This window comes from Actinacidiphila rubida, from assembly GCF_900110255.1.
In the GTDB taxonomy this organism is placed as follows: Bacteria; Actinomycetota; Actinomycetes; order Streptomycetales; family Streptomycetaceae; genus Actinacidiphila; species Actinacidiphila rubida.
The window spans coordinates 189,514-201,712 of record NZ_FODD01000003.1; the positions used below are offsets into that span (position 1 = coordinate 189,514).

Sequence of the window (12,199 nt, forward strand, 5' to 3'; positions counted from 1 at the left end):
GGGCCCCGGACGCGGGCGCCGGACGCGGGCGCCGGATCCGGACGTCTCACGCGGAGTCGGCGAGCAGCCGCTCGACGCGGCCGCGCAGCGAGGCGGCACGGGGATCGTCGTACGGGCCGAGGTGCGTGAGCGCCTCGGCCCGCAGACGCTGTGCCCCGGCGAAGTCCTGGACCTTCAACGCGTCGGCCAGGTCGCACAGTTCGACGGCGAGTTCCCAGGTGTCGTTGAGCTCGCGGTGCACGGCGGCGGCCCTCCGGTGGAACGCGGCGGCCTCCTCCGGGCGGTCCGTCTCCCGGTAGGTGCGGCCCGCTCCCCGCCACGCCAGGGCCTCCCGGCTGCGGTCGCCCAGCCGGCGGTGGAGCATCGCCGACCGCTGGTAGGCGGCGAGCGCGTCGCCGTGTTCCCCGTACGCGCGGTGGACGTCACCGCGGGTGAGCAGCCAGAAGCCCTCCAGCCGGTGGTCGCGCAGGGCCAGGGCGATGTCGAGGGCGTCGCGGATCGCGGCGCGGGCGGCCGCCGGGTCGCCCTGTTCGAGGCGGACCGCCGCGTCGATGGTCAGCGCGTTGCCCTCGCCCTTCCGGTCGTGGAGGCCGCGGTGGGCCGCGAGGGCCTCGCGGACGGCCGTCGCCGCCTCGGCCAGGCGGCCCGCGTCGAGATGGGTGTTCGCGAGGTTGGACAGCGCGGTCGCCGCCAGCCGGTGCTCCTCCTGGGCGCGGAACAGGGCCCCGGCCTGGCCGAAGTGGTCGGCGGCCAGGTCGAGCCGGCGGGTGAGCAGGTGGATCAGGCCGACGAGATTGAGTACGCGGCCCTCCGCCGCACGGCGGCCCGACGACCGGGCGAGTGCCCGCGCGCTCCCGAGGACGTCCAGCCCCTCGTCGAAGAGACCGGCCATGCGGCAGGCCGTGCCCAGGGCGATGAGGAGGCGGAGGCGGGTCGCGTCGTCACCCGAGCGCACGGCGGCGTCGAGGCCCTGCCGCCCGCTGCCGAGCCAGTCGGCCAGGGCGGCGGACGGCGCCAGCGCGATCCAGGACGCGACCGCGAGACGGGCGGCGAGGCCGTCGAGCCCGGCGGCCACGGCCGCGGGGACGAGCCGGGGATACGTCATGAGTTCGTGCTCGGACCAGTCGGCCGCCGCGTCGTAGTCGGCGAAGGACAACGGCGCCACGGCACCGGGCGGTGGGCCCGCGGCGGCGGCACCCTCCGCCGGCCTGAGCCAGGCGCCGGCGGCATCGGCGGTGCGCAGGTACCAGTCGAGGAGGCGGCGCAGCGCCGCCCGCTGCTCCTCCGGTGACTCCTCGGCGCGGGCCTGGGCGGTCGCGTAGGCCCGCAGCAGGTCGTGGAACTGGTAGCGGTCGGGGGCGGTCTGCTCCAGCAGGTGCGCCCCGACGAGGTCGTCCAGGAGCTGGCGGGTGCGCGTCCGGGGCAGGTCCGCGATGGCCGCCGCCGAGTGGAGGCTGAACTCGGGGGCCGGATGAAGGCCCAGGAACCTGAAGAGGCGGGCGGCCGGCCCGGCCAGGGCCCGATAGGACCAGGCGAAGACGGTGCGGACGGCGTCGGTGTCGGCCTCGTCCTCGCCGCCGGTGCTGAGCGCGTCCCAGAGCGCGGACTCGTCGCGCAGGTCGGCGATCAGGTCGTCCAGGCGCATGTGGGGGCGGCTCGCGGCGCGCTCGGCGGCGATCCGCAGGGCGAGCGGCAGTCCCGCGCACAGGCGGGCCAGCTCGGCGAGCCGGGCGTCGTCGTCGTGCGTCCGGTACCCGCTGGTGACGGTGCGCAGCAGCGCGACGGCCTCCGCCTCCGGCAGGGTGCCGAGGGTGAAGTGCCGGGCCCCGTCCCTTATGGCGAGTCCGGCCAGGCGGTTCCTGCTGGTGACGATGACGAGACTGCCACCGCTGCCCGGCAGCAGCGGCCGGACCTGGCTCGGCGTCGCGGCGTTGTCGAGGAGGATGAGGACCCGGCGGTCGGCCAGTAGCGACCGGTACAGCGCCGCGGCGTCGTCGGCGTCGGCCGGGACGTCGGCGGCGGGCACGCCGAGGGCGCGCAGGAACCCGCGCACCGCCTGCTGGGCGGTGACCGGCTCGCCGGGATCGTAGCCGCGGAGGTTGACGAACAACTGCCCGTCGGGGAAGCGGTCCTTCACCTGGTGCGCCCAGTGCAGGACGAGGGACGTCTTCCCGGCGCCCGCCGTGCCGGCGACCACGTGCACCGTCACCGACACCTGGCCCCCGTCCTCGCCGGTCAGGACGGCGTCGAGACGGCCGAGTTCGTCCGTGCGGTTGACGAACGCCCTGATGTCCGCGGGCAGTTGCCGGGGAGTCGGGCCGGAACGCGGCTCGGGGCCGTGGCCGGGGTGGAAGTGGATGCCCCCGTGCACGCTGCCGGCCTGCACGACGTCGCCGGACGTCCCCGAGAGGTCGTTCCGCGCTCCGCGCGCGTCTCCGGGGCCGTTGCCGTTGCCGTCGTCGTCGGTGGGGGAGGACGGGGCGGACGGGGGGGACGGGGGGGACATCGTCTGCTCCGCCTACTCCACGGGCATCGTCAGCAGGGGCGCGGGCAGCGGGGCGACCACGCGGGGGAAGTACGTCCGGATGTCCTCGGCGGCCGCGTACGCCTTCGCGACGAACGCGGCCCAGGGACGGACGATCTCCGGGTCGGTGTAGCGCAGCGCGCCCTCGGGGGCGCCGGTGGCCGTGTACAGGACGCGGTAGAGGGTGCGGTCGTCGAGCACGACGAGCTCCGGCAGCAGCCCGTCCGCCTCCGCCCAGGCCACGGCCTCGGCGGGCAGGACACGGATGCGGTGCCCGCACCGCGCCCGCTGGTGCAGCGTGTGCAACTCCCACTGCACGTAGGGAGTCAGCGGCTCCTCGACGACGCGCACGCGGTGGAAGCGGGAGCCGCGGCGGTCGGCGTCGGCGGCCGACGCACGCAGGGCCTCGCCCCGGCCGCCCGCGACGCGCAGCGCCTCGTCCCAGTCACCCCGGTTCATGGCCTCCCAGCTCGGGTCGCCGTACTCCTCGAAGTGCTGGAGGCGTTCGAGCTTCCACGAGTCCCCGTTGCGGATGGCGGTGTGCCGCGGCCGGAAGTCCTCGGTGTACTCGTCGTCACCGAGCCGGTGCCCCCGGTGCGCGGGCAGCGGCGGAGGGAGTTCACGCATCGGGGATGTCCGCCTTCGCCGCGCTGAGCATGTTTCCGGGGATCACGACGAGGCGCTCGTCCGCGCCGAGCCGGACCTCGCCCGGCAGGCGCCCGGCGTAGGCCGCGGTGAGGTCCCGGCCTATCACGGCGACGTCGCCGTTGCTCAACTGCCAGATGTCCGGGCACTTGTCGTCGGCCGACGAGTTCCCGAGTTCGGCCGCGGACCTGCCCAGCCGGCGCACGAACACGGCGGAGGGATCGGGATCCCAAACGCGAGCCACGGCGGCCTCCCAGACTTCCGGATGTCACGGAACGTATCGCACCAGATTACCGAACGTGGCTCCCTTCGGCGTGGGCGGAATCGGCCATTACCGGGCGATGACGGCGGAACGGTGTCGCGGTGCGCGCGCCGGGGCATCAGCCGGGCGGAAGGGAGCGCGGCGACACGGGTGGCAGGGGGGCGGGATGGAACCGGTGCCGGCGGCGCTGCTGGCCGCGCTGGCGGGCGGAGCGGGGACCGCGGCGGGACAGCAGGCGTGGGAGGCCCTGCGCGCCCTGGTGCTGCGGCCCTTCCGGCGCGGTGCGTCGGGGGCGGACGCCGTGACCGCGCTCGCCGAGGCGCCGGGCGACGGCGCGCGGGCCGAACGGCTCGCCGCGGCACTCGCGGCGCGGGCCGCGCAGGACCCCGAGTTCGCCCAGGCCATGCGGGCGTGGCTGCGGGTGGCCGAAGGCGCGGCGGACGGTCCGTCCGAGGCCCGCAACACCGTCAGCGGCGGGACCCAGAGCGCGGTGGTGCAGGCGCGCGACATCCACGGCGGCGTGTCCTTCCGCCTGCCGCCTGAGCCGCCCCGGAGCGCCTGAGCACCCCGTGCGGGCCGGGCTGACCTCGGGGTGCCGGCAGGAGTGGTGTCGGGGCGGTGTCCGGGGCGCTGTCCGGGGCGGTGTCAGAGGGCGCGGGTAGCGTCGGCGGGGTGAGTGCGCGTACGGGGACGGGCGGATGGCGGGCCGCCGGGATGGGCTGGCCCGGGGGCGAGGCCGTCATGGAGTGGGCGCCCGCGGGGGCGGCCCGGCGGAAGGGCAGGGCCAGCGGCCTGGAGCTGGGGGCGGCGCTGGGATTCCGTGTGGGCGAGGACCGGCGGTGCCTGGGCGTGTGGCGGGCCGGGCGGCGGGTGAGGTGCGCGCAGGACGCGGAGCTGGCGCCCGAGGCGCGCTCCGGGCAGTGCGCGTCCTGCGCCGCCCTCGACCGTTCCAGCTCCATCGCGGCCGACACCCGGCCGGAGGACCCGCGCACCTTCGCCGTCTATCTGGCGCACCACGGCACGGCCGTGAAGGTCGGCATCACCGGCGCGGAGCGCGGCATCGCGCGGCTGCTCGAACAGGGCGCCCTGGCCTCGCTGTTCCTGTCCGCCGGCACCCTGATGTCCGCCCGCCGCACCGAGCACCTGCTCGGCGCCGCGCTCGGGCTGCCCGACCGGGTGGCCGCCGAGCGCAAGCGGGACGCCCGGCGGCGTCCCGGCACCGCCGGCGCGCGCGCCGCGGAACTCCTCGACCTCGCCGCCCGCGTCCGCGCGCTGCCCGACTGGCCGCCGGCCGGCCAGCAGCCGCGCGACCCGCACGTCACCGACCACACCGCGGCGTACGGCCTGCCGGACGAGGGCGTCCAGCCGCGGGCCGCCGTCGCGCCGCTGCGGCCCGGTGCCACGCTCACCGCGCGGATCGCCTGCCGCGTGGCCACCGACCTCTACCTCGACGCTCCCGGCGGCCCCGTCCTCCTCGACACGCGCCTGCTCGCCGGCTGGTCCCTGCACCCCGCCCCGCCGGAGGCCGTGTTCACGGCCGCGACGCAGCCGTTGACGATCCGCCCGCGGCACGACGCCGACCCGCTGTTCTGACGCGGCCGGTCCCGCGGCCGCCCGGGCCGGTGGCACACCGGGTCAGTCCGCCAGCAGGTGCCGGCGGACGGACGCCATCGCCCGCCGGGCCGCGGCACGGGTCTCGCCGGTGTGGTCGAGAACCTCGAAGCCGTGCTGGGCGAGGCGCAGTTCGAGGACCTCCAGGGGGATGGACGCGCGGCGCGCGGCGGCGAGGAACGCGTCGACGGTCGCGGCGATCTCGGGGAGTTCGAGGCCCGGGCGCGTGAGGACCAGGGGGAGGGCCCCGGCCGTGCCGAGGGCGTCGGCCGGGCGGAAACGCCCCGCGGGCAGGCCCCAGTTGGGCAGCGGCGCGAGGACGGGATAGGAGAACGCGGCGCAGCGCAGCCACGGCGGCGGCGCGGCCAGCCAGTCCGCGGACAGCAGGCCGCCGGCCGACAGGAACCACAGCGCCACGCGGTCCGCGTCGACGCGGGGATCGGCGCGGACGGTGTCGACGGCCGCGGCGACGTCCGCGGCGGCGGTGGGGAACGAGGACAGGTCGTGCAGCCGGTGGTCCAGGGTGACGCCGACCAGGCCCAGGGAGGCGGCGTGACGGGCGTGGCCGAGGAACAGGGGCGTGTCGCGCGGGGTCGGCCGGCGGTCGGCCGGGACCGGGCCGCCGTGGACGAACACGACGGCGGGGCGCGGCTCCTGGGCGTCCGGCAGATGGAGGTCCACCCGCCCGACCCGCTCGCGCGGGCACTCGGGCACGTCCAGCAGAAACGTCCCCGGCGGCGCGGACGCGGCGTCCCTGCGTTCCGGGACCGCGAGTTCGCGGCCCTCGCCCGCGGCCGCCGCGAGCAGGACACCCGCCAGCTCCGCGGGGTGGGACAGCATCGGCCAGTGACCGGACGCGAGGTCGAACAGGCGGGCACGGCGCTCGATCAGCGTCGCGATGCGCGGATCGCCCATGCCGGCGAGGAGTTCGACGAGCGCGATGCTCGTGCCGTTCGCCGTGCACAGCACGCCGGTCGACGGCACCGCGTCCACCGCGCCGGTCAGCCGCAGCGGTTGCGTGAGGGTCCGCACGGGCTGCGGTACCGCCCGCGCCAGGAGGCGTTCCGCCGCGGCGGCCGGGACGCCGTCCTGACTGCCCCACCGCTGCAGGTCGCCCGCGGCGGGCGGCGCGAGGACGTCGCCGGTCAGACGGTCGCGCAGCGACTGGTCGGGGACGAGGGCGAGCGGCGGGTCGCCGTCGCGGGGGAGACCGGCGTCCAGGTGGACGACGCGGGCGACGCGGTCCGGGCGGCGGTCGGCCGCGCCGAGTGCGGGGTGGATGCCGTAGCCGTGGCCGACGAGCACGACGGGGTGCGCGGGGGCGGCGGGGGGCCCGTCGTGTGCGTCGAGCGCTTCGAGCGCGGCCAGGACGTCGGCGATGTGCGTCTCCAGGTCCGCGTCGGGGTCGGGCGACAGCTGCACGGGGTGGGCGTGGCCGCCCGACTCCCGCAGTGTCACGGCCAGTTCGTCCCACACCCAGGCGGTGGTGTGGAGCTCGGGCACCAGCACGAAGACGGGCGCGGCGGCTGGTGCGGGTGCGGGAACGGACGGGGGTGCAGGGCTCATGGGACGTCTCCTCGCCGCGCGGCGGCTCCGCGCTCGCGGGTACCGTAGGAACTCCCCCTGAGGGAGGTTCAAGCCGTGGCCGCTGACGGCACCTGGAGCATCGGCGAACTCGCCGCGCGGGCGGGGACGACCGTCAAGACGGTGCGCTTCTACTCGGAGCAGGGCTTGTTGCCCGAGGCGGCGCGCAGCATCGGCGGCCATCGGCGGTACTGGCCCGAGGCGCTGGGGCGGCTGGCGACGATCCGCTCGCTGCGGGCGCTGGACCTGCCGGTCGCCGAGGTGCGACGCGTGCTGGAGCGCGACGAGCTCGACGGCCCCCTGGAGGACGCCGTCGCACGGCAGTTGGGGCAGGTGGGAGAGCAACTGGCCGCTCTGCGCTGGCGGGAGGCGGCGCTGCGGCTGCTGCACGAGTGCGGGCCGGCCGAACGCGCCGAGCGGCTGCGGCTGGTGGGCGCGGTGACGGCACCGCCCAGCACGGACGTGATCGCCCGCTTCTGGCGGCGCTGGCTGCCGGCGCGGATGCCGCGGGCGGCGGTGGCGCTCGTCCTGGAGCGGACGGTGCCGCAGATTCCGGCGGACCCCACGCCGGAGCAGGTGCTCGCGTTCGCGCGGCTGCACGCGATGACGCGGGGCGAGTGCGAGGGCGGCGACCGCGGGCAGCCGGCGGCGCACCGCTCCGGCCGCGGGTTCCGCCCCGCGGTGCTGTACGCCGGGCTCGACGAGGCGTACGCGCTGGCCGCGCCGGCGGTGCGGGCCGGGCGGGCGCCGGGGGGTGGTGACGCGCTCGACTGCTTCGTGGCCGCGTACGCCGCGGCGGGCGGCGGTGCCCGCGACACGGCGGCGTTCCGCCGCGGGCTGGGGCCCGTGCTGGCCGCGGATCCGCGGATCGACCGCTACTGGGACCTGGTCGCGGAGATCGCCGGGCCCGGCGAGGTGACGCCAGGCGCGGCGCACGCCTGGCTCGTCGCCGCGCTTGCCGTTCCCCTCGGGTAAGGGGTGCGGCCGGTGCGCAGGGGGCGCGGGGCGCCCGTCGGGCCGGGCGCTGCCGGTCGTCGCCTCTGGGTCAGGCGCCCTCGTCGAGGAGGAGGCGGATGAGTTCGCGCTGCGGGTGGGTGAGTTGGGGGTCGGCGCAGTGGACGGTGCGGGCGTCGACGGTGATGTCGTAGCTGTAGCCGTCGGGGGTGGGGGCCTGCGGGGGGCCGGGGGCCAGCGCGGCTTCCGCGAGGGCGTGGAGGTGGCCCGCGTCCGGGCGGCCGGCGGTGTCGAGCGCGGCGTGGGCCGGAATGCCGCTGAAGCCGCCGGAGCGGACCACCTCGATACGCATACGCGTCACGCCTCCTGGGTCTGCTCGCCCGGCTGCTGGCGGGGCACCGCGGAACCGGGCGCGGGGGTCACACCGACCTGCTGCCAGGCCGAGGCGACCGCGCGGGACTGGTCCCCTTCACCGTAACGCGCGGTGGCCGCCGCCACCGTGGCCGCCGCGAAGTCCGCGAACTGCGCGCGCGTGGAGAGCGAGCCGCCGGTCAGCGTGTCGTACCAGATCTGGCCGGCCTGCTCCCAGGCGTGGCCGCCGATCGCCGCCGCGGCCAGGTAGAACGCCCGGTTGGGGATGCCGGAGTTGAGGTGCACACCGCCGTTGTCCTCCGAGGTGGAGACGTAGCCGCTCATCGAGCCGGGCTGCGGGTCCTTGCCGAGGTTCGGGTCGTCGTACGCCGTGCCGGGGGCCTTCATCGAGCGCAGCGCCTCGCCGTGCACGCCGGGCGCGAGGAGCCCGGCGCCGATGAGCCAGTCCGCCTGCTCGGCGGTCTGCCCGAGGCTGTACTGCTTGATCAGGCTGCCGAAGACGTCCGAGACGGACTCGTTGAGCGCGCCGGACTGCCCGAAGTAGTCCAGGTTGGCGCTGTACTGCGTGACGCCGTGGGTCAGCTCGTGGCCGATGACGTCGACGGGGAGCGTGAAGTCGAGGAAGATCCGGCCGTCGCCGTCCCCGAACACCATCTGCTCGCCGTTCCAGAACGCGTTGTTGTAGTCCTTGAGGTAGTGGACGCTGGCGACCAGCGGCAGCCCCTTCCCGTCGACGGAATGGCGGCCGTACGCCTTCAGGTACGTCTCGAACGTCGCGCCGAGGCCGTCGTAGGCCCGGTTGACGCTGCCGTCCTTCGAGGGCTTCGCACCCTCCTCGCGGACGGTGGTGCCGGGCAGCGTGTCGAGGTGCGCGGCGTCGTGGATGGTGCGCCGTGGCCCGTCCGACGGGCCGGCGGCCGGAACGCCCGTCGGACGGGCCGCGGCCAGGGTGGGGCCGATCACCGTGGTCAGCCGCCGGCGGGTGCGCTCCCGCGCGTCGTGCTCCAGGGTGCGGCGAGCGTACGCGGAGAGCGTGGCGTCGCCGGAGCGGGCGAGGGCGTCGAGGACGTGAGGCGGCACGATCGTGCAGAAAACTCCCATGCGCGCAATGTGGCACTTGCCCTACGCATTGTCACGAGTTGCGGCCATGATCCACGAAAAGGAGCGAATGGTCACTCTTTGTGTGGACGGTCCGCCCGGACCCGTCCGTCTTGCATACTGAGAGGACGCCCCCATCGGCTGTGTGATCCCGCGGCGAGCGGCTAGGGTCGACCCATCATGCGTTTCGGGCTGCTTCTCCTTAGCTGCCGCGGCGAGGGCCTGTAGTCGTAGGCCGACCCCCTCCCCGCGGAGTTCGGCGTTTCCAGCCGTCGGCCGTCCCCCTGCGGACCTCCGAGGAGCCAGAGCCCCCATGACCACACCGAACCGTGTCGGCCGCGCCACGCCCATCACCGCCGCGACCGTGCGCCAGCGCCCCACCGCGATGCCGATCCACAAGTACGGCCGGTACGAGCAGGTCGACATCCCCGACCGCACGTGGCCGGACGCGCGGATCACCCAGGCACCCCGGTGGCTGTCCACCGACCTGCGGGACGGCAACCAGGCGCTGATCGACCCGATGTCGCCCGCCCGCAAGCGCGAGATGTTCGACCTGCTGGTGCGCATGGGCTACAAGGAGATCGAGGTCGGCTTCCCGTCCTCCGGCCAGACCGACTTCGACTTCGTGCGCTCCATCATCGAGGACGGTGCGATCCCCGAGGACGTGACGATCTCCGTCCTGACGCAGGCCCGCGAGGAGCTGATCGAGCGGACCGTCGAGTCGCTGCGCGGCGTGCCCCGCGCCACCGTGCACCTGTACAACGCGACCGCGCCGGTCTTCCGCCGCGTGGTCTTCCGCGGCACCCGCGACCAGGTACGGCAGATCGCGGTGGACGGCACCCGCCTGGTGATGGAGTACGCCGACAAGATCCTCGGCGACGAGACGGTCTTCGGCTACCAGTACAGCCCGGAGATCTTCACCGACACCGAGCTGGACTTCGCGCTGGAGGTCTGCGAGGGCGTGATGGACGTCTGGCAGCCCGAGGAGGGCCGCGAGATCATCCTCAACCTGCCGGCCACGGTGGAGCGCTCCACCCCGTCCACGCACGCCGACCGGTTCGAGTGGATGTCCCGGAACCTGTCGCGGCGCGCGCACGTGTGCCTGTCGGTGCACCCGCACAACGACCGCGGCACCGCGGTGGCCGCCGCCGAGCTGGCGATCATGGCCGGCGCCGACCGCATCGAGGGCTGCCTGTTCGGCCAGGGCGAGCGGACCGGCAACGTCGACCTGGTCACTCTGGGCATGAACCTGTTCAGCCAGGGCGTGGACCCGCAGATCGACTTCTCCCAGATCGACGAGATCCGCCGCACCGCCGAGTACTGCAACCAGATGGAGGTCCACCCGCGCCACCCCTACGCGGGCGACCTGGTCTACACCTCCTTCTCCGGCTCCCACCAGGACGCCATCAAGAAGGGCTTCGAGGCGATGGAGGCCGAAGCGGCCGCCGCCGGGAAGACCGTGGACGACATCGAGTGGGCGGTGCCGTACCTGCCGATCGACCCCAAGGACGTCGGCCGCTCGTACGAGGCGGTCATCCGCGTCAACTCGCAGTCCGGCAAGGGCGGTGTGGCGTACGTGCTGAAGAACGGGCACAAGCTGGACCTGCCGCGCCGGATGCAGATCGAGTTCTCGAGGATCATCCAGGCCAAGACCGACACCGAGGGCGGCGAGGTCACGCCCGGGCAGATCTGGTCGGTGTTCCAGGACGAGTACCTGCCCACCCCGGACAACCCGTGGGGCCGCATCGAGCTGCGCTCCGCGCAGGCGTCGACGTCCAGCGACGGCACCGACGCGCTGACCGTCGAGGCCGTGGTGGACGGCGCGGAGACCGGCCTGACCGGCACCGGCAACGGCCCGATCTCGGCGTTCTTCGACGCGCTGGCCGGCGTCGGCGTCGACGCCCGGCTGCTGGACTACTCCGAGCACACGCTGAGCGAGGGCGCGTCCGCGCAGGCCGCCTCGTACATCGAGTGCGCCATCGACGGCCGCGTGCTGTGGGGCATCGGCATCGACCCCAACACCACCCGCGCCTCGCTGAAGGCGGTCGTCTCGGCCGTCAACCGCGCGTACCGCTGATCACCCCGGCGGGTCCCGCGGAGTCGCGGATCCGCCGATCGCCGAACCTCCGCCGCGACCGGGGCGGGCCGTACGGTCCGCCCCGGTCGCGGCCCCGGTCACCGGCCCGCCCACGCTCGGCTGAATTGCCCCCGTACGCGGTACTGACCGCGCGCCGGATGTGTGGCTAACATCACGGCAGTACGGCACCGTTGCCGGAGGCGTTTCGCGCGCGTGCGGCCACAGGCAGGGTGCGTACCGGGACGTAGCCGGCCGGAGGGTGCAGCGTGATGAAGCTGGGGCTGTGTATCTGGGGAGTGCGCACCGCATGGCGCACCGAGGACGACGGCGAGTTCTACTGCTCCGACTGCGGCGGCGACCGCGCCTACCACCGCAGAACCGGCACCCGCAGGCTGACCGTGCTCAACGTCCCGCTGCTCACCCGCGGCCCGGCCGGCACCGTCATCGAGTGCACCGCCTGCCACCGGCAGTTCGGCGCCGAGGTGCTGCTGCGGCCCACCACCACCCGCTTCTCGGCGATGCTCAGGGACGCCGTGCACACCATCGCGCTGGCCGTCCTCACCGCCGGCGGCGCGACCGGGCGGGCCGCCCGCGAGGCCGCGGTCGGCGCGGTCCGCTCGGCGGGCTTCAGCGACTGCACCGAGGACCAGCTGCTCGGCCTGCTCGCGGCGATCGTCGCCGACGAGGGCCGGTTCCGCCGCTCCGAGGAACTCGGCCCCGACTCCTTCGCCGAGGCCGTCGACGGCTGCGGCAGCTGGCTGTCCATCGAGCTCCACGAGGCCCTCGAACCGCTCGCCGACCACCTGCTCACCCAGGGCCGTGAGCGGGTCCTGCTGCAGGGCGCGCACATCGCCCTCGCCGACGGCCCCTACCTGCCGGCCGAGCGCGAGGTGCTGGAGGCCATCGGCCGCTGCCTGTCGCTGCACACCGACGAGATCGACCGGCTGCTGACGGCCGCCGCGGCCACGGCGTCCTGACCGCGGCCACGGCGGCGTCACGGCGTCCGCACCGCGGACCCGCCCGGCACGACCGGTCCCGCTACTCCCGGGGGAGTACCGCGCCCTCGGTGAAC

General features: G+C 75.3%; 11 protein-coding genes. 5 read left to right on the forward strand and 6 right to left on the reverse strand.

Translation table 11 applies throughout. The annotated features are described in order from the left end of the window. Positions 1–46: 46 nt before the first annotated feature. The 3 genes from BMW99_RS03895 to BMW99_RS03905 are packed head-to-tail and all read right to left on the reverse strand — an operon-like array spanning position 47 to position 3,413. Positions 47–2,506: an ATP-binding protein gene (locus BMW99_RS03895; protein ID WP_107485327.1), complete on the reverse strand. Its 2,460-nt coding sequence runs from the start codon at positions 2,504–2,506 to the stop codon at positions 47–49. A 12-nt stretch (positions 2,507–2,518) separates the two neighbouring features. Then, positions 2,519–3,151: a DUF6879 family protein gene (locus tag BMW99_RS03900; RefSeq protein WP_075016220.1), complete on the reverse strand. Its 633-nt coding sequence runs from the start codon at positions 3,149–3,151 to the stop codon at positions 2,519–2,521. Then, positions 3,144–3,413, reverse strand: a complete 270-nt coding sequence (locus tag BMW99_RS03905) for a hypothetical protein (RefSeq protein WP_075016221.1) — start codon at positions 3,411–3,413, stop codon at positions 3,144–3,146. The genes BMW99_RS03900 and BMW99_RS03905 overlap by 8 nt, the downstream gene beginning before the upstream one ends. A gap of 184 nt (positions 3,414–3,597) precedes the next feature. On the opposite strand from BMW99_RS03905, the gene BMW99_RS03910 reads away from it, so the two are divergent. After that, on the forward strand, positions 3,598–3,993 hold the full coding sequence (locus tag BMW99_RS03910) for a hypothetical protein (RefSeq protein WP_075016222.1): 396 nt from the start codon (positions 3,598–3,600) through the stop codon (positions 3,991–3,993). A 110-nt stretch (positions 3,994–4,103) separates the two neighbouring features. After that, positions 4,104–5,024 (forward strand): DUF2797 domain-containing protein, encoded by a 921-nt coding sequence (locus BMW99_RS03915; protein WP_245791171.1) that lies wholly within the window; start codon positions 4,104–4,106, stop codon positions 5,022–5,024. Positions 5,025–5,066: 42 nt separating this feature from the next. On the opposite strand, the gene BMW99_RS03920 is transcribed toward BMW99_RS03915, so the two are convergent. Further along, on the reverse strand, positions 5,067–6,608 hold the full coding sequence (locus BMW99_RS03920; RefSeq protein ID WP_075016224.1) for an alpha/beta hydrolase: 1,542 nt from the start codon (positions 6,606–6,608) through the stop codon (positions 5,067–5,069). Positions 6,609–6,683: 75 nt separating this feature from the next. Between BMW99_RS03920 and BMW99_RS03925 the strand changes: the two genes are divergently transcribed. Further along, the gene (locus BMW99_RS03925; RefSeq protein ID WP_075016225.1) at positions 6,684–7,601 is read left to right on the forward strand and encodes a MerR family transcriptional regulator; all 918 of its coding nucleotides are present in this window, start codon (positions 6,684–6,686) and stop codon (positions 7,599–7,601) included. Between the two features lie 70 nt (positions 7,602–7,671). On the opposite strand, the gene BMW99_RS03930 is transcribed toward BMW99_RS03925, so the two are convergent. Beyond that, entirely contained in the window at positions 7,672–7,932 is a 261-nt protein-coding gene (locus BMW99_RS03930) for a protealysin inhibitor emfourin (RefSeq protein ID WP_075016226.1), read from the reverse strand. A 5-nt stretch (positions 7,933–7,937) separates the two neighbouring features. After that, complete coding sequence (locus tag BMW99_RS03935) at positions 7,938–9,053, reverse strand: M4 family metallopeptidase (RefSeq protein ID WP_075016227.1); 1,116 nt, start codon at positions 9,051–9,053, stop codon at positions 7,938–7,940. A 310-nt stretch (positions 9,054–9,363) separates the two neighbouring features. Here BMW99_RS03935 and leuA point away from each other — a divergent pair, with 310 nt between their 5' ends. Together leuA and BMW99_RS03945 are read left to right on the forward strand one after the other, a co-directional pair. Next, positions 9,364–11,127: a 2-isopropylmalate synthase gene (gene leuA / locus BMW99_RS03940; RefSeq protein ID WP_069466910.1), complete on the forward strand. Its 1,764-nt coding sequence runs from the start codon at positions 9,364–9,366 to the stop codon at positions 11,125–11,127. Positions 11,128–11,396: 269 nt separating this feature from the next. After that, the gene (locus BMW99_RS03945; protein WP_069466911.1) at positions 11,397–12,104 is read left to right on the forward strand and encodes a TerB family tellurite resistance protein; all 708 of its coding nucleotides are present in this window, start codon (positions 11,397–11,399) and stop codon (positions 12,102–12,104) included. Positions 12,105–12,199: the final 95 nt, after the last annotated feature.